Raw genomic sequence first — 22,395 nt, forward strand, 5'->3', positions numbered from 1 at the left:
GCGGCATGACCGACGACGTCGAGTCCGGGGTTGGCGCGGGGGCGCAGGGGCACGAGGGCGAACCGCGCCTGGACATCCAGGCGGGCACCGAGATCGAGGCCGACACGGGTCTGTATGACGAGGGCGTGCTCGACCCCGAGAACGAGCTCCAGGACGCGGACCTCGGTGCGGATCTCGACGCGGATCTTGACGCGGACCCCGTGGAGGACGGCGACGAGCCGTCCGCGGGCAACCGCGCCGGCGCGGCCGGAGCCCTGTGGGGCGGACGCTTCGCGGGCGGACCCGCCCCGGAGCTGGTCGAGCTCAGCCGGTCCACCCAGTTCGACTTCCAGCTGGCGCCCTACGACATCGCCGGCTCCATCGCGCACGCCCGGGCGCTCGCCGAGGCCGGGTACCTCAGCCGCAGCGACCGCGACCGCATGATCGACGCGCTCGAGACCCTCCTGGCCGCCGTGCAGGACGGCAGCTTCCTGCCCGAGCCGGACGACGAGGACGTGCACTCGGCGCTCGAGCGCGGGCTCATGGCCATCGCCGGGCCGGAGCTCGGGGGCAAGCTGCGCGCCGGCCGGAGTCGCAACGACCAGATCGCCACGCTCGTCCGCATTTACCTGCGCGACCACGCGGCGACCATCTACGGCCTCGTTATCCAGCTGATCGACGCGCTCGCGGCGCAGGCCGACGCGAACGAGGGCGTCATCCTGCCCGGCCGCACGCACCTGCAGCACGCTCAGCCCGTCCTGCTCGCCCACCACCTGCTCGCGCACTGCTGGCCCCTTGTCCGCGACCTCGAGCGCCTGCGCGACTGGGACGCGCGCGCCAACGTCTCGCCCTACGGATCCGGCGCGCTCGCCGGCAGCACGCTCGGCCTCGACGCCTCTGCCGTGGCCCGTGACCTCGGCTTCGCCCGCAGCTCCGAGAACAGCATCGACGGCACGGCTGCCCGGGACGTCGTCGCCGAGTTCGCCTACATCACCGCGCAGATCGGCATCGACATGTCGCGCCTGGCGGAGGAGATCGTGCTGTGGAACACGAAGGAGTTCGGCTTCGTGCGCCTGAGCGACTCCTTCTCCACCGGATCCTCGATCATGCCCCAGAAGAAGAACCCGGACATCGCCGAGCTCGCGCGCGGCAAGTCGGGACGCCTGATCGGCAACCTCACCGGCCTCCTCGCGACCCTCAAGGGACTGCCGCTCGCCTACAACCGCGACCTGCAGGAGGACAAGGAGCCCGTCTTCGACTCCGTGCTCACCCTCGAGGTGCTGCTACCCGCTTTCACCGGGATGATCGAGACGCTCGAGTTCAACGCCGAGCGCATGGCGGAGCTCGCGCCGCAGGGCTACTCGCTCGCCACGGACGTGGCCGAGTGGCTCGTGAAGCAGCACGTCTCGTTCCGCGACGCCCACGAGATCACGGGTGAGCTGGTGCGGTTCGCCGAGGAGCGCGGCATCGAGCTCGACGAGGTGAGCGACGACGACCTCCTCGACATCTCGCCCCACCTGACGCCCGAGGTGCGCGCCGTGCTGAACGTGCGCGGTTCGGTCGACAGCCGCGACGGCGTCGGGGGCACGGCGACGAATCGCGTCGCCGAGCAGCTCGCGGAGCTGACCGAGCGGGTGCGCGTGCTGGGGTCCGCTCCGGCGTTCGGTTCCGCCCAGCTCGAGACGCGCGGATGACGCTGTCCGGCGACCGCCGCGGATCCGGTGGCGCGGGCGATCCCCGGGGCAAGCGCTCCTGGCTGGTGACGGCCGCCGTCGTCATCGCGACGGTCGTGCTGCTCTACGTCGTGATCAGCAGCCTCGCCGCCGGCCGCTTCTTCTAGGCCCCGGTCCGTGCGCCTGTCGGAGCTGCTGGAGCGGCCCGCCCTCGAGGCGGCGCCGCTGGTGCTGGGCGGCGTCCTCACGCATGAGACGGCCGAGGGACCCGTCTCGCTGCGGATCACGGAGCTCGAGGCGTACCTCGGCGAGAAGGACCCGGGGTCGCACGCCTTCCGCGGCCGAGGCAAGCGCAACGCTGTCATGTTCGGCCCGCCGGCCCACCTGTACACGTACTTCACCTACGGCATGCACACCTGCGCGAACATCGTCTGCTCGCCCGAGGGCACGGCCTCCGGGCTGCTGATCCGCGCCGGGGAGGTCGTGGACGGCATCGAGGCGGCGCGCGCTCGCCGTGGCGGGTCCGTCCCCGAACGCGACCTCGCCCGGGGTCCCGCCCGGTTGACCGTCGCGCTCGGCATCACGCTCGCCGACGGCGGCTTGAGCCTGGAGCGGCCGCCGTTCGCGCTCGAGCTGCCCGCGCATCCGGTCGCCCACGAGACCGGCCCGCGCGTCGGCGTGTCCGGCGCGGGCGGCTCCGCCGACTACGCGTGGCGGTTCTGGATCCCGGGCGACCCCACGGTGTCCCCGTACCGCCGCCACAAGAACTCGCACTGACGCTTGCCCCGCAGCGCAGCGAGTTGCGAGTGCGGGCACATCGCGAACGCGCGGCGAGTGCGGGTCAGTGAGTGCCGGGGGTCAGCGCGTGAGGAGCACGACCCCGGCGCAGGTGGACGCCCAGAGCCAGCTGACCAGGGTGCCGATGATGAACCGCTCGCGCGCCTCGGCGGCCTCGCCGAGCTCGCTGAAGCGTCCGACGCCCTTGATGGCGATGATCACCGCGAGCCCCTCCGGATACCCCGCGACGATGACCGCGGCCACCGACAGGCGCTCGAGCATGCCGATGGTCACCCCGCCGCGCATGACCTCGCGCTTCGGCTGCCGCGCGGCCTCGAGGTCGCCGGCCCCGTGGGCGTTCGCCGCGACCAGGATGCCGCCGTGCGTGCCGCCGAGCACGCTGCCGCCGGTCGCGATGTCGAGCACGGCGGTCACGACCGCGCCGCCGCCCGCGACGGCGAGGAAGATCATGAGGATCGTGAGGATGCCGCCGGCGGCCGCGTTCGGCGAGATCGGCAGCATGGTCGCGAGCAGCAGCGTCGCGAGCAGCGCGCCGGCCATCGCGTAGACGAGCGGCCGCTGCTGCGGCCTCCGGTTCACGAGGATCGCGAGCACCACCGACGCGCTTGCGCCGAGGATCAGGAACAGCCAGAGGACGGCATCGATGAGGCCGAACGGGAAGGTGGTCATGCGGTGTCGTCCTTCCGGGTGACTGCGGTGTCGAGGTGTGCGAGGAGTTTAGCGAGGCCGGGGAGCGCGGCCTGCTCCGTCCGCCAGCCGGCGGTCCGCAGGCGCGTGCTGACCGCCTGAGGTGTGATGCCGAGCTCGGCGGCGACGTCGCGCTGGGTGACGCCCGCGGCCATCCGGTCCGCGACCTCCCAGCCCTGCTCGGTGCGGCGGTCGCGGGCGAGCAGGAGGAGCGTGATCATGGCCTCCACCTCGTCCGGGGTGACGGCGTCGGGCGCGGCTCCGGGGGAGGCCTCGCCGCCCGCGCTGCCCTCGCCGCCCTCGACCGCGAGCGCGAACCGCGTCGGCGACCTTTTGGCGGCGTCCACGGCGTCGCGCGCCGCGATGAAGGCCTCGCCGGTGGCGGCGCGGGTGTCGGCGGGAAGGGGGGTGCGGACGCGGCCGATGCCGAGTCCCACGCTCCAGTGCTCGCGCCGGGTCAGGTCGAGGACCATCGCCAGTGCGTCTGATGCCCGGGGAAGCAGCGCCTGCACCTCGTCACCGGCCGTGCGGTCGACGGGCAGTTCGAGCACGGCGCCGAAGCGACGATTCAGGTCGTCGAGCACGCCCTGGGCGCGGTCGACGTCGGACCTGCTGTCCTTCTGGTCCGCGGTGACGACGAACACGCTGCCTCCCCTCGGCGTCAATGATGCAGGCTTGATGCGCGCACATCAAGGCTATGGCATTGATTCGCTGGAATCAATGCCGCAGACTTGATCCGCTGCATCCCCTATCGCCCACATCACGTGACGCCCCTGTCCGCAACTTCCGTGCGGTTCCCCTTATGGCATCCATGGTGCCACCCACCACCGACAGCGCCCGTGGTCGTCACGCCTTCGCCGAGGAGTGCGCCGCCCTGCCGGTGGAGATGCCGCTGGTAGTCTGCTGTGTCGTGTCGACACCCGCCTCCGATGTTCTCTCGCGCCAGCAGAACGACCCGTCGTTCGCCGATGTCTGGGAGGAGATCGTCTGGCGTGGCTATGTCCACGTCTCCACGGACGCGGAGGCCCTGCGCACCCTGCTGGCCGGCCCGCCCGTCACGTACTACTGCGGCTTCGACCCGACCGCGCCCAGCCTGCACCTCGGCAACCTCGTGCAGCTCCTGCTGCTGCGCCGCCTGCAGCTCGCCGGGCACAAGCCGCTGGGGCTCGTCGGGGGCTCGACCGGCCTCATCGGCGACCCGAAGCCGACCGCCGAGCGCACCCTCAACACCCGCGAGACCGTCGCCGAGTGGGTCAGCTACCTGCGGGGCCAGATCGAGAAGTTCCTGAGCTTCGAGGGCGACAACGCGGCGCGCATCGTGAACAACCTCGACTGGACGGCTCCGATGTCGGCCATCGACTTCCTGCGCGAGGTCGGCAAGCACTTCCGGGTGGGCACGATGCTCAAGAAGGATGCGGTAAGCGCGCGCCTCAACTCGGAGCACGGCATCAGCTACACCGAGTTCAGCTACCAGATCTTGCAGGGAATGGACTTCCTCGAGCTGTACCGCAACTACGACTGCGTGCTCCAGACCGGCGGAAGCGACCAGTGGGGCAACCTCACGAGCGGCACGGACCTCATCCACCGCGCGGAGGGCGTGAGCGTGCAGGCCATCGGCACGCCGCTGATCACGAACTCCGACGGCACGAAGTTCGGCAAGAGCGAGGGGAACGCCGTCTGGCTCGACCCCGCCATGACCAGCCCGTACGCGATGTACCAGTTCTGGCTCAACACCGACGACGCCGACGTGATCGACCGCCTCAAGATCTTCACCTTCCTGCCGCGCACCGAGATCGAGCGCCTGGCGGAGGCCGTGGCGACGGAGCCCTTCCGCCGGGAGGCGCAGCGCGCGCTGGCCTGGGAGGCCACCGCGCTCGTGCACGGGGTGCCGGCCACCGAGGCCGCGATCGCGGCGTCGCAGGCGCTGTTCGGCCAGGGCGACCTGTCCGCGCTCGACGCCGACACGCTGTCGGCCGCGCTGAGGGAACTGCCGAACGCCACGGTGCCGAGCGACACGACGGTCGCGGACCTCCTCGTCTCGACCGGGCTCACGCCCAGCCTGAGCGCCGCACGCCGCGCGGTGAGCGAGGGCGGCGTGTACCTGAACAACGAGAAGGTCGCGTCGGCCGAGGCCACGCTCGAGGGCGCCCTGCTCGCGGATCGCTTCGCCGTGCTGCGCCGTGGCAAGAAGACGCTCGCCGGCATCTTCGTCGAGTAGCGGGATCCTGTGCGCACGCTGTTCCTGAACGGCACCGTCGGTGCGGGCAAGACCACGGTGGCCGGCGCCATCGGTGCGGTGCTCCGCGACCAGGGCATCCCGCACGCGATCATCGACCTCGACGCCCTTCGCGACGCCTGGCCGGCGCCCGCGGACGACCCGTTCAACTCGGCCCTGGAGCTGCGGAACCTCGCGGCCGTGGTCGCGAACTACCGGCAGGTCGGCGTCACCCACCTCGTGCTGGCCGGCGTCATCGAGACCCTCGACGGCCGCGCGGGATACGAGCACGTGCTCGGCGGGGACCTGAAGGTGTGCCGGCTGGACGTCGACCTCGCCGTCGTCCGGCAGCGCTTCGCCGGGCGGCACGCGCTCGAGAGCTCGTCCCTGTCCTGGCACCTGGACCGTTCGGGCGAGCTGCAGGCGATCCTCGAGTCCGCGGCGGTGGAGGACTCCGTTGTCGACGTCACGGCGCTCTCGGTCGCCGACGCGGTCGCCGCGGTGCTCCGCGCCGCCTCCTGGCCCCAATAACACCTCACCCACCCGTGAGGTGCCCACTTCGGACCCGATTTCGGCCAAAACAGGTCCGTTTCGGGCACCTCATGCTGGGGTGAAGGGCCCCGAGGCTAAAGGAAGAGGCAGAACGGGTGGCCCGCCGGGTCGAGGTGCACCCGCACGTCGTCCTGGGGCTGGAACTCCGCGACCGTCGCGCCGGCGGCGACCGCGTGCGCGCTGGCCGCATCCAGGTCGTCCACCTGGATGTCGAGATGCATCGACATCTGTGGGTCGCCGGGGCCGGCGGGCCAGACGGGTCGCACGTAGTGGTCCTCGGTCTGGAACGAGAGGCCCGCCCCGCCGTCCGGAGCGCTGAGCGTGACCCAGCCCTCCTCCTCGCTGCGGGTCTCCCAGCCGAGCAGCCGCCGGTAGAAGGCGGCGAGCTCGCCCGCGTCGGGGGAGTCGAGCACCGTCGCGTGGAAGCGCAGAAGGGGACGGGTGGCCGCTGTCGTGTCGTCGTCGCTCACGCGGCCAGTCTCCCGTGCGGCCCCCGCTCCCTCAAGACCCGATCCCTTCCTCGTGAGGTGCCCACTTCGGACCCGATTTCGGCCAAAACAGGTCCGATTCGGGCACCTCACGGGTGGGGATGGGGGTCGCGGTTTCCGCTGTGAGAGGACTCGCGCTCGGTAGGGCACCGGGGAGCGCCGGTTCCCGGTTAGGATTGAAGCCCGTGGCGGATATTACGAGCGCGGACCAGACGAGCACGACGACGAACCAGAAGATCACCAAGCACATCTTCGTGACGGGCGGTGTCGTCTCCTCCCTCGGTAAGGGCCTGACGGCGGCCAGCCTCGGCAACCTTCTCACCGCGCGCGGCCTGCGCGTCGTGATGCAGAAGCTCGACCCGTACCTCAACGTCGACCCGGGAACGATGAACCCGTTCCAGCACGGCGAGGTCTTCGTGACCGACGACGGCGCCGAGACCGACCTCGACATCGGGCACTACGAGCGCTTCCTCGACATCAACCTCAACCAGGCCGCGAACGTGACCACGGGTCAGATCTACTCGACGGTCATCGCCAAGGAGCGCCGCGGCGAGTACCTCGGCGACACCGTGCAGGTCATCCCGCACATCACCGACGAGATCAAGCGCCGCATGCGCCTGCAGGCGACGGACGACCCGCAGCCCGACGTGATCATCACCGAGATCGGCGGCACGGTCGGCGACATCGAGAGCCAGCCGTTCATCGAGTCCGCGCGCCAGGTGCGCCACGAGCTCGGCCGCGGCAACGCGTTCTTCGTGCACGTCTCCCTCGTGCCGTTCATGAACGCGTCGGGGGAGCAGAAGACGAAGCCGACGCAGCACTCCGTCGCCGCGCTGCGCTCCATCGGCATCCAGCCGGACGCGCTCGTGCTGCGCAGCGACCGCCCCGTCTCCGAGGGCAACAAGCGCAAGATCGCGCTCATGTGCGACGTGGACGAGGCCGCCGTGGTCAACGCCGTCGACGTGCCGAGCATCTACGACATCCCCGCGATGCTGCACGAGCAGGGCCTGGACGCCTACATCATGAACCAGCTCGGCCTCACCGCGAGCGACGTGAACTGGGAGGGCTGGAGCCGCATCCTCGAGGCGGTGCACGACCCGAAGCACGAGGTCACCATCGGCCTGGTCGGCAAGTACATCGACCTGCCCGACGCCTACCTCTCGGTCACCGAGGCGCTGCGCGCAGGCGGGTTCGCCCACCAGACGAAGGTCAAGCTGCGCTGGGTCCCGTCGGACGAGTGCGAGACCCCGGACGGCGCGAGCAAGCAGCTCGCGGACCTCGACGGCATCTGCGTGCCCGGCGGCTTCGGAGTCCGCGGCATCGAGGGCAAGCTCGGCGCGCTGCGCTTCGCCCGCGAGAACGGCATCCCGGCGCTCGGCCTGTGCCTCGGCCTGCAGTGCATGGTCATCGAGTACGCGCGCAACGAGGCCGGGCTCCTCGAGGCGTCGTCCTCCGAGTTCGACCCCGGAACGCCCCAGCCCGTCGTCGCCACGATGGCGGAGCAGGTCGACATCCTCGCCGGCGGCGACCTGGGCGGCACCATGCGCCTCGGCCTGTACGAGGCCGAGCTCGCGGAGGGCTCCATCGCCGCCGAGCTCTACGGAGCCCCGAAGGCGTCCGAGCGTCACCGCCACCGCTACGAGGTGAACAACCACTTCCGCCAGCAGATCGCCGACGCCGGCCTCTGGTTCTCCGGCCTCTCGCCCGACGGCCAGCTCGTGGAGTACGTGGAGCTGCCCCGCGAGGTGCACCCGTTCTACATCGGGACGCAGGCGCACCCCGAGCTGCGGTCGCGCCCGAACCACGCGCACCCGCTGTTCCGCGGGCTCGTCGGCGCCGCCCTCGACCGCCAGAACGCGAGCCGCCTCTTCGAGGTGGCGGAGTCCGCCGCCGAATAGCGATCAGCGGTGCTGAGCCTGTCGAAGGGACGTCACATCGACGGCGTCGCTTCGACGGGCTCAGCTACCGCGAGAGCCGCCTGTTCGGCATGGCGGAGTCCGCCGCCGGATAGGCAAAGGGGCTAGCGTCGAATCCGGCCGACACGAAGGAGCACTGCAGCATGATCGAAGACGAGGCGTTCGACCCGACCGTCACCTCCAGCGAGACCGTGTTCGAGGGCAAGGTCTGGGACGTGCGCCGCGAGGTGTTCGAGTACAACGGCAGCGACCTCACCCGCGACTTCGTCGACCACACCGGTGCCGTCGCCATCCTCGCCCTAAACGACGCGGGCGAGGTGCTCATGATCAAGCAGTACCGGCACCCGGTGCGCCACCGCATGTGGGAGATCCCGGCGGGGCTGCTCGATGTCGAGGGCGAGGATCCCCTGAACGCCGCCAAGCGCGAGCTCGCCGAGGAGGCCGACCTGGTCGCGAGCGAGTGGGACCTGCTGAGCGAGTTCCACACCTCGCCAGGCGGAAGCGACGAGATCATCCGCATCTACCTCGCCCGTGGCCTCACCGACGCGACCGAGGTCTTCGACCGCGCCGAGGAGGAGGCGGACATGGAGAAGCGCTGGGTCCCCCTCGACGAGGCGCTGGACGCCGTGCTCGCGCGCCGGCTGCACAACCCGTCGACGACCATCGCCATCCTCGAGGCGTCGATCGCCCGCTCCCGCAACTGGTCGACGCTCGGCGCGGCCGACCAGCCGTGGCCGCGGCACCGCAAGCTCACCGCATCCTGACCGGCGGGAGTTCCATGACCGCGACGGACCGGGGGACCGCGTCGCCCCTCGCGGCCGTCATCGACCGGTACCTGCGCCACGTCACCGTGGAGCGGGGACTCTCCGCGAACACCGTCGCCGCGTACCGGCGCGACCTCGACCGCTACCGGCTCTTCCTCGAGGAGCGCGGCACCACGGATCCCGCCGGGGTCCGGTCGACGGACGTGTCCGCGTTCTCCGGCGCGCTCCGCGGGGAGGGGGCGCTCACCGCGTCCTCGACGGCCCGGATGCTGTCCTCCGTGCGGAGCCTGCACCGCTTCCTGCTCGAGGAGGGCCTCGTGGGGGAGGACGTCGCCCGCGAGGTGAAGCCGCCGAAGCTCGCGAGCAGGCTGCCGAAGGCGATCACGATCGAGCAGATGGAGCGCCTGCTCGCCGCCACCGAGGGGGACGATCCGCTCGCCATCCGCGACCACGCCCTGCTCGAGCTGCTCTACGCGACCGGCGCGCGCATCTCCGAGGTCGTCGGGCTGAACGTCGATGACGTGATGAGCCTCGGTGAGGACAGCGGAGCCGACGGCGGCGCGGACGGCGATGCGGTCGACACGCTGCCCGGCGACATGATCCGCGTGACGGGGAAGGGCGACAAGCAGCGTCTCGTACCCGTCGGTCGCTTCGCCCGGACGGCGCTCGACGCCTACCTCGTGCGCGTGCGCCCCGCGCTCTCGGGCAGGGGCAGGCCGACGCCGGCGCTGTTTCTCGGCCGGCGCGGGGCGAGGATGTCGCGGCAGAACGCGTGGCTCATCATCCGGGCGGCCGCGGAGCGGGCCGGGCTGGAGGTCGAGATCTCGCCGCACACGTTCCGCCACTCGTTCGCGACGCATCTGCTCGCCGGCGGGGCCGACGTGCGTGTCGTCCAGGAGTTGCTGGGGCACTCCTCGGTCGCGACCACGCAGATCTACACGCTCGTCACCGCGGACACCCTCCGCGACATGTACACGACGTCCCACCCCCGTGCCCGGGGCTGAGCGGGTCTAGCCCCTGCCCCCGCCCGCTCGCTCTGTCCTGTTTCCACCGTTCGCAATTCAGGCTGTGCTGCGACACGCCGTATCTGAGCGCCTCGAGACGCGGCGTGTCGCAACTGAACCTGAATTCGGAACAGGACGAGGAACGCCACGTCCCTTCGACGAGCTCAGGGACCGTGGGTGACGCGCTCGCGGACTCGGGTCGGTTTCGGAGGCACCGATCGGGTTCAGGCCGGCATGATCACCGTCGCCCGCGCGGGAGACCGGTGCGGCGTCACCTCCCCGTTACAATCGAACGAGTCGATCAACCCCCCCTCACGGTCGGCCAGGCAAGCGAAGGCGTCGGTGTGACTCGAAGCGGTGTATCTCGAAGCGGTGAAAGTGTCGCCGAGCTCCCCGGGCTGGAGGCCCCGGTCCTCGGCCCGACGGGACGTCCCTTCACCGAGTTCGCGGAACCCGCCCCGCTGAAGGGCGTGGGTCCCGCGCGCATCATCTCGCTCTGCAACCAGAAGGGCGGCGTGGGCAAGACCACGACGACCATCAACCTCGGTGCCGCCCTCGCGAAGTACGGCCGCCGCGTGCTCGCCGTCGACTTCGACCCGCAGGGCGCCCTCTCGGCCGGCCTCGGCGTGCAGACGCACGACGCCGTCACGATCTACGACCTCCTGCTCGGCGTCGTCAAGGACCCGCACGAGGCGATCATCAAGACCGAGGTCGAGAACCTCGACATCATTCCGGCGAACATCGACCTCTCCGCCGCCGAGGTGCACCTCGTCAACGAGGTGGCGCGCGAGCAGATCCTGGCCAGCGTGCTGCGCAAGGTCAGCGGCGAGTACGACGTGATCCTGGTCGACTGCCAGCCCTCGCTCGGCCTCCTCACCGTCAACGCGCTTACCGCCAGCCACGGCGTGATCATCCCGCTCGAGTGCGAGTTCTTCGCCCTGCGCGGCGTCGCCCTGCTCGTGGAGACGATCGACAAGGTGCGCGACCGGCTGAACCCCGCGCTCGAGCTGGACGCGATCCTCGCGACGATGTTCGACTCCCGCACCTTGCACTCGCGCGAGGTGCTGCAGCGCGTCGTCGAGGCGTTCGGCGACCGCGTGCTGGAGACGGTGATCGGCCGCACGGTGAAGTTCCCGGATGCGAGCGTGGCGGGCAAGCCCATCATCGAGTTCGCGCCCGAGCACCCCGCCTCGAAGGCGTACCGCACCGTGGCGCGGGAACTGATCTCGCGTGGCGCCGTCGCCTGACGCGTCGCGCATCGCGCCCGCGTCCCCTACCGGGTCCCTGGAGCACCTGCCCCGGCACGAGTCCGGGCATGAGGCGGGGCATGAGCCCGAGCCTGCCGCGTCCGCTCGGCCCGACCGCTTCTCCGTCAGCCTGGCAAACTTCGAGGGTCCCTTCGACCTGTTGCTGTCGCTCATCTCCAAGCACGAGCTCGACATTACCGAGGTGAGCCTCAGCCTGGTCACGAACGAGTTCATCGCCTACCTGCGGCGCATCGAGTCCGAGAAGGACCTCGACCAGGCGAGCGAGTTCCTCGTCGTCGCCGCGACCCTGCTCGACCTCAAGGTGGTCGGCCTCCTGCCGCAGGGCGAGCTCGTGGACGCCGAGGACGTCGCGCTGCTCGAGGCGCGGGACCTCCTCTTCGCCCGCCTGCTGCAGTACCGGGCCTTCAAGCAGGTGGCCGGATGGTTCGGCGAGCACTTCGACGCGGAGGGCGGCCGGCACCCGCGGGCCGTGCGCCTCGAGGAGAAGTTCCGGAAGTCGACGCCCGAGCTCGTCTGGACGCTGAGCCTCGACGACTTCGCCGCCCTCGCCACGCTCGCGCTCACGCCGCGCGAGATCCCGACCGTCGGCCTCGACCACCTGCATGCCCCGCTGGTCAGCATCCGCGAGCAGGCAGCGTTCGTGGTCGCGCGGCTGCGCACCGGCGACCTCGTCACGTTCCGCGAGCTCGTCGCGGGTGCCGACCAGAGGGGACTCATCGTCGCGCGCTTCCTCGCGGTGCTCGAGCTGTACCGGCACGCGGCCATCTCCTTCGAGCAGCTCGAACCGCTCGGCGAGATCACCCTGCGCTGGAGCGCGGCGAACTGGACCGACGAGAGTCTGGCTAATCTGGGAGCCGACTATGACAACTGACACCGACCGCACCGCCGAGGCGGTCGCCCTGTTCCCGGACGCGCCCTATGCTCCGGCAACCGGGAACGCCACGGACGCGTCGAGTGCAGAGGATGCGGGCACCGAGGCCGGTGCCGTCGCCGCCACCGGTGCCGAGGTCGCCACCGATGCCGAGGCGGTCGCCGATTCCGACGCCCCCGGTGACACCGGCACTGGCACCGAAACCGCCGCGCCGCTCGTGCCCGCGGACATGGACCGGGCGCTCGAGGCCGTACTCATGGTGGCGGACGAGCCGCAAAGCCTCGTCAACCTCGCGACGGCCGTCGGCCGTCCGGTCGCCGCCGTGCGCCAGGCCATCGCCCGCCTGGTCGCCGACTTCGACGGAGAGAGCGGGGGAGTGCGCCGCGGCTTCGAGCTGCGCGAGGTCGGCTCCGGCTGGCGCATCTACGTGCGTGGCGAGTACGACGACGTCGTGCGCGACTACGTGCTCAACCAGAACCCCAGCAGACTCTCTCAGGCGGCGCTCGAGACGCTCGCCGTCATCGCCTACAAGCAGCCGATCAGCCGCGGCCAGGTCGCGGCGATCCGCGCGGTCAACGTCGACTCCGTCGTGCGCACGCTGCTCGGCCGCGGCCTGATCAGCGAGGTCTACACGGACTCAGAGACCGGGGCCATCCACTACGGCACGACAGACCTGCTGCTCACGCAGCTCGGCATCAACTCGATCGAGGAGTTGCCGCACATCTCGCCGTTGCTCGCCGACGGGGCGGAAGGATTCGATGACATCCGATGAGCATGAGCTCTCCACAGAGGGAGTGCGCCTCCAGAAGGTGATGGCTGCGGCGGGCGTCGGCTCGCGTCGCGTCTCCGAGGACCTGATCACCGCCGGCCGCGTGCGCGTGAACGGCGAGGTCGTGCGCGAGCTCGGCCGTCGGGTGAATCCCGAGACCGACGAGATCGCGGTTGACAACGTCGCCGTGCAGCTGGACACCACGAAGCGCTACGTGATGCTGAACAAGCCGGTCGGCGTCGTCAGCTCCATGAAGGACGGGCGCGGGCGCCCCGACCTCACCCAGTTCACCGAGGAGTACGAGGACCGGCTCTTCAACGTCGGCCGCCTCGACGCCGAGACGTCCGGCCTGCTGCTGCTCACGAACGACGGCGAGCTGGCCCACGTGCTCGCGCATCCGTCGTTCGGCGTGGACAAGACGTACATCGCAAAGGTGGCCGGCCGGGTCACGCCCCAGACCATCGCCACGCTCCGCCGCGGCATCGAGCTCGACGACGGCTTCATCGCCGCGGACGCCGCGCGCATCCTCGCCGGGGAGCCCGGCGGCAGCCACTCGACCCTGGTCGAGATCACCCTGCACTCCGGCCGCAACCGCATCGTGCGCCGGATGCTGGACGCCGTCGGCCACCCCGTGCAGGAGCTCGTGCGTCGTCAGTTCGGCCCGCTGCACCTCGGCTCGCTGCCCTCGGGGCGCACCCGGCACCTCACGAAGGACGAGCTCGGCGCGCTGCTGACCATCGCCCGGAAGGCCCAGAAGGCGCAGGCCGAGGGCGCGCAGTCCGCGGCCCCGGGCGGCGCCGCCGAGCGCCCGCCTCGGGCCACGCCCGATCGCGCCGAGCGCCCGCCCAGGGCCGACCGCCCGGACCGCGACGAGCGCCCCCAGCGCGGCGGTCACGATCGCCCGCGTCGCGAGGATCAGGGCAGGGACCAGAACCGCGGCCAGGACCGCGGCCAGGATCGGGAGCGCGGCGGGTATGACCGTCCGCGTCGCGAGAACACCGATCGCGGCCAAGATCGGGAGCGCGGCGGGTACGACCGTCCGCGTCGCGAGAACACCGACCGCGGCCAGGATCGCGACCGGAGCGGATACGACCGTCCGCGCCGCGAGGACCGAAACGCGCCGGACCGGGATGCGCAGGGCCGTGGCACGCGCGACCGCCGTGACGACCGGGACGCGTCCCGCGGATCCGCCGCACGCTCCTCCCGTGACGCGGGTGACGCCCGCCGGGATGCGAGGCCGAATCGCTCGGAGCGCGACCAGGCCGCCCGCCGCGGCCCGTCGTCCGGACCGCGCCAGGGCGGTCAGCGCCGCAACCCGGGCCGCCCGTCGAGCGGTGGATCGGATCGCTGAGCATGACTGACAGCCGCCTTGCCGGCACCACCGTGCGCGTGGTCGGCACGGGCCTTCTGGGCACGAGCGTCGGCCTCGGCCTGCGGGCGCGCGGTGTGGACGTCGTGCTCGCGGACGCGTCCCCCGCGCAACTCGGCCTCGCCATCGACTACGGGGCCGGCCGCGCCACGGAGCCGGGGGACCGCCCGTCGCTCATCGTGGTGTGCGTGCCGCCCGACGTCACCGCGCGCATGGTCGCGGCCGAGCTCGAGGCCTACCCCGACGCCATCGTGACCGACGTCGCGAGCGTCAAGGTCGCGCCGCTCGAGGAGCTCGTCACCCTCGGCGCGGACGTCTCCCGCTACCTGGGGTCGCACCCCATGGCCGGTCGCGAGCGCGGCGGGGCGATCTCCGGCCGGGCCGACCTGTTCCTCGGCCGCCCCTGGGTGATCGCCGGGCACGACGCCATCAGCTACGGCGCCGGCGCGCAGGTCGACGACCTCGCCCTCGACCTCGGGGCCGTGCCCATCGAGATGACGCCGGAGCAGCACGACCGCAGCGTCGCGCTGGTCTCGCACGTGCCGCAGCTCGTGTCGACGCTGCTCGCGTCACGCCTGGTCGACGCGCCGGAGCGCGCGCTCGGCCTCGCCGGGCAGGGCCTCCGCGACGTGACCCGCATCGCCGCGAGCGAGCCGGAGCTGTGGGTGCAGATCCTGGGCGCGAACTCGGCCGCCGTCGCCGAGATCCTGCGCGAGCTGCAGGCGGATCTCGCCGGTGTGGTCGAGGCGCTCGACGGGCTGGAGCGGCCGGGCGCGAAGCGCGCCCTCGCCGAGGCCCTCGCCGCCGGCAACACGGGCGTTGCCCGCATCCCCGGCAAACATGGCCAGGACCGCCGCTACGCGTCCGTCACCGTCATGGTGGACGACACCCCGGGGCAGCTCGCACGCCTGCTCACCGAGATCGGTGAGATCGGCGTGAACCTCGAGGACATGCGCCTGGAGCACTCCCCGGGCGCACAGATCGGGCTCGCGGAGATCGCCGTGGTGCCCGAGGCCAAGAACAGGCTCACCGACGAGCTCTCGACACGAGGATGGAGAATCGCCGGATGACCGCGAACACCCCGACCGACCCCGCACGGGAGGAGGGCCTCTCGACGCTCTCCGCGGTGCCTGAGCCCGCCATGCGCACCGACGGCACGGTCCCTGAGCCTGTCGAAGGGGCGCACCTCGACGTCGGGCGCCAGCCCGACTCAGCCTATGACGTGGACGCGGAAGGCCCAATCCTGACGCCCGTACCGGATCCGGAGGAGAGCACCCAGGCCGCCGCGAACCTCGTGGTGGTCGCGATCGACGGCCCCGCCGGCAGCGGCAAGTCGAGCGTGAGCAAGGCATCCGCTCGCGAGCTCGGCTTCGACTACCAGGACACGGGCGCCGCCTACCGCGCGCTCGCCTGGTTCGCGCTCGCGAGCGGCGTCGACCCGCACGACTCCGCCATGGTGGTCGGCCTGCTCGAGGGCTTCGGCTACGCCATCGGCACCGACCCCGACGACTACTTCGTCCGGGTGGGCGACACGGACGTGTCGGACGCGATCCGCGAGCCGCGGGTGTCCGCCGCCGTGAGCGCGATCGCGCGCGTCCCCGAGGTGCGGCACTACCTCGTCGCACTGTTCCGCTCGATCATCGCGGACACCGACCGCCCGGGCATCGTGGTGGAGGGACGCGACATCACCACCGTCGTCGCACCCGACGCCGCCGTGCGCATTCTCCTCACCGCGGACGAAGAAGTTAGGATGGCTAGACGCTCGGCTGAACTGAGCGGGCACTCCGCCGAAGCGGTGGGCGAGCAACTCGCTTCCCGTGACCGGCAGGATTCGCGGGTCGTCGACTTCTTGAACGCCGCGGAAGGGGTGACCACCATCGACTCCACCCACCTCGACTTCGACCAGACCGTCTCTGCGGTGGTCGAACTCGTCAGGCTACGAACGGCATAAACCCATGGCTGACAGGCAGCAGAACGACTTCCCCGCGTCGAACGACGCGGCGATCGAAGACCTCCAATTCGGGGGCGGTGATCTCGACGCCGATCTGGACGGCGGCGAGCCCGACGCCGCCGGCTTGGACCAGGCGGAGGCGGACGTAGAGGGCCGCGACTTCCAGACGGCGGGCCGCATCGCGGACGTGGACGACGAGGACGACGTCCAGCGCGCCGAGACGCTGCGCCGCGGGCTCCGCGACTACGACCTGGAGGACGAGGACCTCGACCTGCTCGAGGCCGCGGCCGAGGGACCCGAGGGCATCACCTACCTTCCCGCGCTTCCCGTGCTCGCGATCGTGGGGCGGCCGAACGTCGGCAAGTCCGCGCTCGTGAACCGCATCCTCGGCCGCCGCGAGGCCGTGGTCGAGGACGTCCCCGGCGTCACCCGTGACCGCGTCTCCTACAAGGCGGAGTGGAACGGCCGCCGCTTCACGCTCGTCGACACCGGCGGGTGGGAGCCGGATGCGAAGGGCATCAACGCCTCCGTCGCCCAGCAGGCCGAGATCGCCGTCGAACTCGCGGACGCCGTGCTGTTCGTCGTCGACGCCAACGTCGGCGCCACCTCGACCGACGAGCACGTCGTGCGGATGCTTCGCAAGACCAAGAAGCCCGTGCTGCTGGCCGCCAACAAGATCGACGACGCCCGCCAGGAGCCGAACGCGGCCAACCTGTGGTCGCTCGGTCTCGGTGAGCCCCGCCCCGTCTCCGCCCTGCACGGCCGCGGCGTCGCCGACCTCCTCGACGAGGTGTTGCGCGTGCTGCCCGAGATCTCCGCGGTCGCCAAGGAGGAGGTCGGCGGCCCCCGCCGCGTCGCCATCCTCGGCCGCCCGAACGTCGGCAAGTCGAGCCTCCTGAACAAGGCCGTGGGGGAGGAGCGCGTGGTCGTGAACGACCTCGCCGGCACCACCCGCGACCCGGTCGACGAGCAGGTCGAGATCGCCGGGAAGGTGTGGCGATTCGTCGACACCGCCGGCATCCGCCGCCGCGTGCGGCAGGCATCCGGCGCCGAGTTCTACTCCTCGCTGCGCACGAGCGCGGCGCTGGAGAAGGCCGAGGTGGCCGTCGTGCTCATCGACGTGTCCGAGGTCATCAGTGAGCAGGATGTGCGCATCATCGACCTCGTGCTCGAGTCCGGTCGCGCCCTCGTGCTCGCCTTCAACAAGTGGGACCTGCTCGACGACGAGCGCCGCCGCTACCTGGAGCGCGAGATCGAGCAGGACCTCGCCCACGTGGCGTGGGCGCCGCGCGTGAACATCTCGGCCCGCACGGGACGCCACATGGAGAAGCTCGTGCCCGCCCTGGAGCTCGCGCTGCAGTCGTGGGACACCCGCATCCCCACCGGAAAGTTCAACGCGTTCCTCGCCGAGCTCGTGGCGGAGCACCCGCACCCCGTGCGCAGCGGCAAGCAGCCGCGCATCCTGTTCGGTACCCAAGCGTCGACGCGCCCGCCGACATTCGTGCTCTTCACGAGCGAGTTCCTCGACCCGCAGTACCGCCGGTTCATCACGCGTCGCCTGCGCGAGACGTACGGCTTCGAGGGATCCCCGATCAACGTGAACATGCGGGTGCGCGAGAAGCGCAAGCGCTAGGCGCGGTCGGCCCGGTACCCCACGGTCTTTGAGCCTGTCGAAGGGACGCAACGCGCTACGGTCCCCGACCTTGTCGAGGGGACGTCACGGTCATGACCGCGTGACTGTTCGGCTAGCAGGATCGCGCTGCAGTCGCGGGGGCGCGGGGAGGGCGGCGGAGTGCTCCGCCCAAAGATGCCCGCCGAACCCCGAGCCCTCCACCGCCGACCCCGCGCGCTGACGCTCGACGGTGCCGTGATCGCGAGCGAGGTCCACCGCGGTCCGTGTCCTCTCCGCAGGACGAGAACCCTACGGTCGCTGAGCTTGTCGAAGGGACGTAGGTGTCAGGCGCTCCGGCCTGACCACGCCAGGATCCGCAGGCATGTTACGTCGCTTCGACAGGCTCAGCGACCGTAGTGACCGATCGCCAGCGAAGCCCGACTCCCAGTCCCCGCACCTTCGGGTATCACCTCAGCGCCAGCACGCGGCCCTTCTTGTGGTTGCCGAAGGGGAGCGCGCCGTAGGTGGCAAAGAAGTCCTCGATCAGCGCGGACTCGACGTCTTCGGGGTCCTCGTCCGGCGTCTCCTTCCAGGCGACCAGGAGATCGTCGCTGTCGGCGAGCTGCCACAGGTATCGTCCGCCCCAGTGGGCCACCGGCTCGCCCCTGCCATGCCGGCGGAACTCGTCAAGACGCTTGCGGATGCCCCGCTTGCCGCCGGCGCCGGCTCCCGCCTTGCCGATGTAGAGGACGTTGGATCCGTGCACCCAGGCGCCCTCGAGCTTCAACAGCGCGGCGGACGGGTCCTTGCCCTTGAACCAGCCGGCCGGGCTCCGCTCGAGGAACCGGGGGAGGGAGAGGGTGGGGCGGTACACGACGTACACGCCGGGTGTGCTCGGGACCTCCACGTGGGGGAGGTCGGCGAACCGGACGAAACCGCGAAAGCCGGAGCCACTCAGCGTCTTCTGCGTCAATTCCACCCGATCACATTACGTGCCCGGCGGCGCCGCTCCTGCACGCCCGCCGAACGGATTGCGCAATCGTGGTTCGCGCCGCTCCCACGACTCGCTCACCTCGTCCCGGTACCCTCGAACCATGGCCCCATCCCGCGATCCCGGTGACACGTGGGTCGAGGGATCGGACGGCGCCCGCTTCTGGGGGCGCTTCGGCGCGGCCGGCCTCGTGCTGCACGATCCTGCCCGCGGCATACTGCTGCAGCACCGCGTCGAGTGGAGCCACTTCGGCGGCACCTGGGGCATCCCGGGCGGCGCGATACAGCAGGGCGAGCGGCCGATCGACGGCGCCGTGCGCGAGGCGACCGAGGAAGCCGGCCTGCCGGACGGTGTCGTGCTGCCGCGCTTCTCGCACGTTCTCGACCTCGACTTCTGGACCTACACGACCCTGGTCGCCAGGGCGCGCGAGTCGTTCGAGCCGATCATCTCCGACCGCGAGAGCCTGGAGCTCCGGTGGGTGCCGGTCGAGGAGGTCGACGACCTGCCGCTGCACCCGGGCTTCGGTGCGGCCTGGCCCACCCTGCGTGCCGACCTGCGTCGCGACATCACCGTGGTGGTGGACGCGGCAAACGTGGTCGGCTCCCGTCCGGACGGCTGGTGGAAGGATCGCCGCGGTGCTGCGGAGCGACTCCTCGCGTCCCTCGCCGAGCTTGCGACCACCGGGGTCCCGGCGGAGGAGCTCGACCTGCCGCATCACGCGTGGTGGCCCCGCTATACCGTCGTGCTCGAGGGGCAGGCCCGCGGCGCGGCCCTCCCGACGGACGCGCCCGACGCTCTGCGCGTGGTGTCCGCGCCCGGCGAGGGCGACGACACGATCGTCGACGAGGTGGCGGCCCTACGGGACGCGGACCCGGCGGCGGATGTCCGCGTCGTGACGTCCGATCGGGAGTTGCGTGCCCGCGTTGAGTCGTTGGGCGCACGCACGCACGGGCCCTCCTTCCTCACCGCGCTGTCCAGCGCCTCGACGACCCACAACGAGCACGTCGGCCCCTGACGGGTCGCGGCTGCCTGCCGAGGTGCGTCGACCCGCGAAGTCCGACGGTGGCGCTCGACGGCGCTCGGAATTGGTGCTCAGCCCTTCTTCAGAGACTCCGCGAGCATCAGGATGATGCCGCTCGGCCCGCGCACGTAGGTGAGCTTGTAGAGATCCTCGTAGGTGGCGACGCCGCGGAGCGGGTGGCAGCCGTGCTTGGCGGCGACGGCGAGGGCCTCGTCGATATCATCAACTGAGAAGGCGACGCGGTGCATGCCGATCTCGTTGGGGAGCGTGGGCTCCGTCTCGATCGCCTCCGGGTGGATGTACTCGAACAGCTCGATCCGACCGTGCCCGTCGGGAGTCTGGAGCATAGCGATCCGGGCGTGATTGCCGTCGAGGCCGACGGCGGTGTCGGTCCATTCGCCGCTGACCGTGTCGCGGCCGATCACGGTGAGTCCGAGGTCGGTGAAGAAGGCGATCGTCGCCTCGAGGTCGCGAACGGCGATGCCGACGTTCTCCAGCTTGATGGCCATGCGCTGCATGCTACTGCGGCGTGCCCCGCCGCCCCCAGATCCCCGGATGCCCCCGCCCCAGGCGTCATCCGCCTCAAGCCGACCCGGATGCAGGTGACAGCTTCACCGGTAAGGGCGCGCTCGCGGAAACGGTCGTGGGTCCCGCGGGCGCACGCCCGGGCGCTCACGGTCGCTGAGCTTGTCGGAGCGACGCGACGTGCCCGGCCGACCTGACCGGAACGTCCCTTCGACAAGCTCAGGGACCGTATGGCGGTGCCGAGCGCGCGGGAGCGACCGCACGGTCGCTGAGCCCGTCGAAGCGACGCAACGTTGCTCGCGGGATCGGCATCTCGGTCGCTGAGCCTGTCGAAGCGACGTGAGGTTCCTTGGTCGGCCAGGGGCTCTCTAGAACGGCGGTTCCTCCGGGGTCACCGCCTTGGGTCGGGCCGCTCGTCGCTCCGGCTTCGGGGTCGCGATATGCGTCGCCGGTTCGGTCTCGTACTCGTGTCCGCTCGGGGAGAGCCAGCGCACCCTGCCGCCACTGGCGGAGGTTGAGGACCAGCCGGTGTGGTGCTTCACCCGGTGATGTGACCGGCACAGGTGCACGAGGTTGCCGTGGTCGGTTCCCCCGCCGTACTGCCAGTCCGTCACGTGGTCGACATCGGCCCGCCCTGCCGAGCGGTTGCAGCCGGGAAAGCGGCAGGTCTCGTCTCGTACCTGAAGCCAGGTCCGAAGATCCTTCGGTACCGCGTACCGGTCGCGGCCAACCGAGAGCACGGCGCCGGTCTCGGGGTGGGTGAGGAGGCGGGTGAAGCTCGGCGCCCGCGCCGCGATCCTCCTCGCGGTGTCCGTGTCGATTGGCCCGTAGCCCTCGAGAGTGCCGGGCTCCTCCGAGCGGCCGAGGAGCGTCATTACCGGGACCGTCACGAGTACGCGGGGCCGGATGCCCACGCCGATCGGTGCATCGATGCGCCGCGTCGACTTCTCCTCCACAAGGTCCCCGTCGGTAGCCGCGGCCGTGGTGGTGCCGTCGACGAGGAGGTCGGTTAACGCGTCGGCCATGAGCTGCGTCCGCGTCCTCTCCTCCCCAGGCTCGGTTTTCAGTCCCTCCGCGATGTCGCGCAGCCGGTTGGCGATGCCCAGCACCTCGGGTGCCGGGAGGTAGGCGTTCAGCCAGGCCATACCGTCCTTCGCCGGGCACGTCTCGATGTGCCGGTCCGCCACCGACGCGACGTGTCGCTCCTGGATCGACTCCGGGTGCAGACGCTCGCGCAGCTCCCGGGTCGCCTTGTCGAGCTTGGGGACGGTGAGGTGCTCCGCCTTGGGCAGCACCGCCTCCTCCACGGCGGCCACTCCGGCCGGCGGGAGGGTGGCGGTGTGGTCGATGAGGACCTGCGCGTGCCGGTAACCGATCCGACCGGTGCGCAGCGCCTCCTGGGTCGCGGGGAGGTCGTGCAGCAGGGCCTCGCTCTCGGCGATGAGGCGCTCCGCGGCGCGTTCGGAGATGCGCAGGGCGGCGGCGACCTCGGTCGTCAGCACGCGGCGTCTGGCGACCTTCGGCGACCAGCGCGGCCCGCCCGTGGTGGGGACGGAGAGGTCGGTGGTTTCCGTCCAGAGCCGGGCGCGGTCGATGGCCTCGGCTCTAAGGGAGTGGCCGAGCCGGATGATGCGCTCGGCGGCCGTGACGGCGTCGATCATCGCCAGGAACGTTTCGGTTACCACCTGCTGCAGTGGCAGTCCGTCGGGTGGGATCGGGTCGGGTGGAGCGGTTGCTTCGGTCATGCGTCCAGGGAAAACCCGGCCACCGACACCGACCCAGCCGCTCCTGTGGACAATGTGGAGAAATAGCGCCGAGCGTCCCGTGCGTCCCTTCGACAAGCTCAGGGACCGTATGGTTGGCACCCGGATCAGCGCGCATTGCGTCCCTTCGACAAGCTCAGGGACCGTATGAAACCGTAAAACGCTACGGGCACGACCAC

General features: G+C 71.0%; 21 protein-coding genes and 1 pseudogene. 16 read left to right on the forward strand and 6 right to left on the reverse strand.

The annotated features are described in order from the left end of the window. The first annotated feature begins 5 nt into the window (after window positions 1–5). Genes argH through DAI20_RS16030 form a run of 3 tightly spaced genes read left to right on the forward strand, consistent with a single transcriptional unit; the run spans window position 6 to window position 2,429 of the window. On the forward strand, window positions 6–1,673 hold the full coding sequence (gene argH / locus DAI20_RS16025; protein ID WP_108252717.1) for an argininosuccinate lyase: 1,668 nt from the start codon (window positions 6–8) through the stop codon (window positions 1,671–1,673). After that, window positions 1,670–1,819, forward strand: a complete 150-nt coding sequence (locus DAI20_RS18630) for a hypothetical protein (protein WP_159085101.1) — start codon at window positions 1,670–1,672, stop codon at window positions 1,817–1,819. The genes argH and DAI20_RS18630 overlap by 4 nt, the downstream gene beginning before the upstream one ends. A 10-nt stretch (window positions 1,820–1,829) precedes the next feature. Then, complete coding sequence (locus DAI20_RS16030) at window positions 1,830–2,429, forward strand: DNA-3-methyladenine glycosylase (protein ID WP_438501990.1); 600 nt, start codon at window positions 1,830–1,832, stop codon at window positions 2,427–2,429. An 81-nt stretch (window positions 2,430–2,510) separates the two neighbouring features. Here DAI20_RS16030 and DAI20_RS16035 read toward each other — a convergent pair whose 3' ends face one another. Beyond that, window positions 2,511–3,119 carry a hypothetical protein gene (locus tag DAI20_RS16035; RefSeq protein ID WP_108252719.1) on the reverse strand — a complete coding sequence of 203 codons (609 nt, stop codon included), beginning with the start codon at window positions 3,117–3,119 and terminating at the stop codon, window positions 2,511–2,513. Then, window positions 3,116–3,781, reverse strand: a complete 666-nt coding sequence (locus DAI20_RS16040; RefSeq protein ID WP_108252721.1) for a DNA-binding protein — start codon at window positions 3,779–3,781, stop codon at window positions 3,116–3,118. The genes DAI20_RS16035 and DAI20_RS16040 overlap by 4 nt, the downstream gene beginning before the upstream one ends. Window positions 3,782–4,023: 242 nt before the next feature. Here DAI20_RS16040 and tyrS point away from each other — a divergent pair, with 242 nt between their 5' ends. Together tyrS and DAI20_RS16050 are read left to right on the forward strand one after the other, a co-directional pair. Next, window positions 4,024–5,355: a tyrosine--tRNA ligase gene (gene tyrS / locus DAI20_RS16045; protein WP_108252856.1), complete on the forward strand. Its 1,332-nt coding sequence runs from the start codon at window positions 4,024–4,026 to the stop codon at window positions 5,353–5,355. 9 nt (window positions 5,356–5,364) lie between these two features. Then, a complete protein-coding gene (locus tag DAI20_RS16050) occupies window positions 5,365–5,883 on the forward strand; it encodes an adenylyl-sulfate kinase (protein ID WP_108252723.1) in 519 nt (172 codons plus the stop codon). Between the two features lie 95 nt (window positions 5,884–5,978). Here the strand turns inward: DAI20_RS16050 and DAI20_RS16055 are convergent, their stop codons facing one another. Next, window positions 5,979–6,374, reverse strand: coding sequence for a VOC family protein (locus DAI20_RS16055; RefSeq protein ID WP_108252725.1), 396 nt, complete (start codon window positions 6,372–6,374; stop codon window positions 5,979–5,981). A 203-nt stretch (window positions 6,375–6,577) separates the two neighbouring features. On the opposite strand from DAI20_RS16055, the gene pyrG reads away from it, so the two are divergent. The 10 genes and pseudogenes from pyrG (at window position 6,578) to der (ending at window position 17,937) form a co-directional block, all read left to right on the forward strand. Next, window positions 6,578–8,290 (forward strand): CTP synthase, encoded by a 1,713-nt coding sequence (pyrG, locus tag DAI20_RS16060; protein WP_438501991.1) that lies wholly within the window; start codon window positions 6,578–6,580, stop codon window positions 8,288–8,290. A 161-nt stretch (window positions 8,291–8,451) separates the two neighbouring features. After that, window positions 8,452–9,072 carry an NUDIX domain-containing protein gene (locus DAI20_RS16065; protein ID WP_108252729.1) on the forward strand — a complete coding sequence of 207 codons (621 nt, stop codon included), beginning with the start codon at window positions 8,452–8,454 and terminating at the stop codon, window positions 9,070–9,072. 14 nt (window positions 9,073–9,086) lie between these two features. Further along, window positions 9,087–10,076: a site-specific tyrosine recombinase XerD gene (xerD, locus tag DAI20_RS16070; RefSeq protein WP_108252731.1), complete on the forward strand. Its 990-nt coding sequence runs from the start codon at window positions 9,087–9,089 to the stop codon at window positions 10,074–10,076. Between the two features lie 398 nt (window positions 10,077–10,474). Next, window positions 10,475–11,323 carry a ParA family protein gene (locus tag DAI20_RS16075; protein WP_240606136.1) on the forward strand — a complete coding sequence of 283 codons (849 nt, stop codon included), beginning with the start codon at window positions 10,475–10,477 and terminating at the stop codon, window positions 11,321–11,323. A 130-nt stretch (window positions 11,324–11,453) separates the two neighbouring features. Then, complete coding sequence (locus DAI20_RS16080) at window positions 11,454–12,215, forward strand: segregation and condensation protein A (RefSeq protein WP_240606137.1); 762 nt, start codon at window positions 11,454–11,456, stop codon at window positions 12,213–12,215. A gap of 229 nt (window positions 12,216–12,444) precedes the next feature. Further along, entirely contained in the window at window positions 12,445–12,987 is a 543-nt protein-coding gene (gene scpB, locus DAI20_RS16085; protein ID WP_108252858.1) for an SMC-Scp complex subunit ScpB, read from the forward strand. Then, window positions 12,974–13,762: pseudogene (locus DAI20_RS18995) on the forward strand (pseudouridine synthase); the annotation flags it as partial. The gene scpB and the pseudogene DAI20_RS18995, both read left to right, overlap by 14 nt. A 575-nt stretch (window positions 13,763–14,337) precedes the next feature. Next, window positions 14,338–15,423, forward strand: coding sequence for a prephenate dehydrogenase (locus DAI20_RS16095; RefSeq protein ID WP_108252737.1), 1,086 nt, complete (start codon window positions 14,338–14,340; stop codon window positions 15,421–15,423). A gap of 227 nt (window positions 15,424–15,650) precedes the next feature. Beyond that, window positions 15,651–16,304, forward strand: a complete 654-nt coding sequence (gene cmk, locus DAI20_RS16100; RefSeq protein WP_240606138.1) for a (d)CMP kinase — start codon at window positions 15,651–15,653, stop codon at window positions 16,302–16,304. A gap of 4 nt (window positions 16,305–16,308) precedes the next feature. Then, on the forward strand, window positions 16,309–17,937 hold the full coding sequence (gene der, locus DAI20_RS16105; RefSeq protein WP_108252739.1) for a ribosome biogenesis GTPase Der: 1,629 nt from the start codon (window positions 16,309–16,311) through the stop codon (window positions 17,935–17,937). A gap of 445 nt (window positions 17,938–18,382) precedes the next feature. On the opposite strand, the gene DAI20_RS16110 is transcribed toward der, so the two are convergent. Continuing rightward, window positions 18,383–18,895, reverse strand: coding sequence for a hypothetical protein (locus tag DAI20_RS16110; RefSeq protein WP_205781477.1), 513 nt, complete (start codon window positions 18,893–18,895; stop codon window positions 18,383–18,385). 115 nt (window positions 18,896–19,010) lie between these two features. Between DAI20_RS16110 and DAI20_RS16115 the strand changes: the two genes are divergently transcribed. Next, complete coding sequence (locus DAI20_RS16115; protein ID WP_108252744.1) at window positions 19,011–19,922, forward strand: NUDIX hydrolase; 912 nt, start codon at window positions 19,011–19,013, stop codon at window positions 19,920–19,922. Window positions 19,923–19,999: 77 nt separating this feature from the next. Here the strand turns inward: DAI20_RS16115 and DAI20_RS16120 are convergent, their stop codons facing one another. Next, window positions 20,000–20,437, reverse strand: coding sequence for a VOC family protein (locus tag DAI20_RS16120; RefSeq protein ID WP_108252860.1), 438 nt, complete (start codon window positions 20,435–20,437; stop codon window positions 20,000–20,002). Between the two features lie 384 nt (window positions 20,438–20,821). Then, window positions 20,822–22,198: an HNH endonuclease signature motif containing protein gene (locus DAI20_RS16125; protein ID WP_108252746.1), complete on the reverse strand. Its 1,377-nt coding sequence runs from the start codon at window positions 22,196–22,198 to the stop codon at window positions 20,822–20,824. Window positions 22,199–22,395 lie beyond the last annotated feature (197 nt).

Origin of the sequence: Planctomonas deserti (genome assembly GCF_003067705.1) — a bacterium.
Taxonomy (GTDB): domain Bacteria; phylum Actinomycetota; class Actinomycetes; order Actinomycetales; family Microbacteriaceae; genus Planctomonas; species Planctomonas deserti.